The organism is Micromonospora sp. NPDC052213, from assembly GCF_040679695.1.
Taxonomy (GTDB): Bacteria; Actinomycetota; Actinomycetes; order Mycobacteriales; family Micromonosporaceae; genus Micromonospora.
This window is the reverse complement of the sequence record NZ_JBFAVI010000401.1, coordinates 1-1,093: the sequence shown is the minus strand read 5'-3', so window position 1 is coordinate 1,093 and position 1,093 is coordinate 1. Positions and strand designations below refer to the sequence as shown.

The following is a 1,093-nucleotide window of genomic DNA, read 5'->3' as shown; positions in this document are numbered from 1 at the left end:
GACCGGGGCACGGCGTGGCTGGACACCGGCACGTTCACCTCGATGATGCAGGCCGCGGAGTTCGTCCGGGTGATCGAGGAGCGCCAGGGCATGAAGATCGGCTGCGTCGAGGAGGTGGTCTGGCGGTCCGGGCTGATCGACGACGAGCGGCTGCGCGTGCTCGCCCATCCGCTGACCCGCAGCGGCTACGGCGAATACCTGCTGGGCCTGCTGGCCGAGCGGAGCGGGACCGAAGGATGAAGATCCGGCCGCTGAGCATCGAGGGGGCGTGGGAGATCACGCCCCGGCAGCACGGCGACTCCCGCGGGTTGTTCATGGAGTGGTACCGGTTCGACCGGCTCGCCGAGGTGGTCGGGCGTCCGCTGCGGCTCGCCCAGGGCAACCTGTCCGTCTCCGCGCGGGGCGTGGTCCGCGGCATCCACTTCGCCGACGTCCCGCCCGGCCAGGCCAAGTACGTGACCTGCGTACGCGGGGCCGTGGTCGACCTGGTGGTGGACATCCGGGTGGGCTCGCCGACGTTCGGCCGGTGGGAGGCGGTGCGGCTGGACGACGTCGACCGGCGAGCCGTCTATCTCAGCGAGGGCCTGGGGCACGGTTTCTGCGCGCTGACCGACGACGCCACACTCAGCTATCTCTGCTCCACCACCTACAACCCGGGCGCCGAGCACACGGTGCACCCTCTCGACCCGGACCTGGCGATCGACTGGCCGGCCGAGGCGCCGGTGCTGTCGGCCCGGGACGCCGCCGCGCCGAGCCTGGCCCACGCGCGTACGGCCGGGCTCCTGCCCGACTACCGCCGTACCCGCACCTGTGCCGCACCGTTCGGGGGCGACGAGTGACAGGCGGTTCGCTGGTCGACGCCGCGCAGTCCTCGTCGGACCCCGGCACGACGCCTCCGTCCGGGCGCCGGGCGGCCGGTCTGCTGCGGCGGCTCGTCGCGCCCGAGCGCCTCTATCTCGGCGCGCTGGGACTGACCGGCCTGGCGGCGGTCATGTCGGTGGCGCTGCCCGCGGCGGAGCGCCCGGGTGACTTCAACCCGATCGGCGTGCTCTGGCACCACACCGCCGCGACCTCCAGCGCCACCAACCCGCAC

The 1,093-nt window shown here is 73.4% G+C and carries 1 protein-coding gene and 2 pseudogenes; all 3 read left to right on the top strand.

The window, feature by feature from the left end; translation table 11 throughout:
• Window positions 1-240, top strand: a pseudogene (locus tag AB0L34_RS34275) (glucose-1-phosphate thymidylyltransferase); the annotation flags it as partial.
• Entirely contained in the window at window positions 237-839 is a 603-nt protein-coding gene (rfbC, locus tag AB0L34_RS34270) for a dTDP-4-dehydrorhamnose 3,5-epimerase (RefSeq protein WP_043326171.1), read from the top strand. The pseudogene AB0L34_RS34275 and the gene rfbC, both read left to right, overlap by 4 nt.
• A pseudogene (locus AB0L34_RS34265) lies at window positions 836-1,093 on the top strand (hypothetical protein); the annotation flags it as partial. The gene rfbC and the pseudogene AB0L34_RS34265, both read left to right, overlap by 4 nt.